Source organism: Staphylococcus pasteuri (assembly GCF_030547725.1).
GTDB lineage: Bacteria > Bacillota > Bacilli > Staphylococcales > Staphylococcaceae > Staphylococcus > Staphylococcus pasteuri.
In genome coordinates, this window is record NZ_JAUOQO010000526.1 from 1 (window position 1) to 258 (window position 258).

Annotated in this window: 1 protein-coding gene; it reads left to right on the forward strand. The window is 34.9% G+C overall.

What is annotated here, in order from left to right; genetic code table 11:
* Window positions 1-219 (forward strand): hypothetical protein (locus Q4528_RS14605; protein ID WP_303522376.1); only part of this gene is annotated, 219 nt, incomplete at its 5' end.
* Between the last annotated feature and the right edge of the window lie 39 nt (window positions 220-258).

Here is a 258-nt window from a genome sequence, read left to right on the forward strand (position 1 = left end):
CCTTTAAATAAAGATGTTGACACTAAGGTTGATAAAGACACAGATGGTGGAGAGGAAGCTATTGAAACACCTAAAGATGATGTTGTTATTGATGAACCAAAAATTGACACTGAAGCACCAGTTAGCGATGCACCAGAAGGTGATGAAAAACCTGAAAGTGATAGTGATAGTATTGAAAAAGAAATACAATCATTGTTGGGTAAATTATCAGCAGCTTAACAACAAAAAGGTGAAGTTACATCAAGTGAAGCTAAAAGT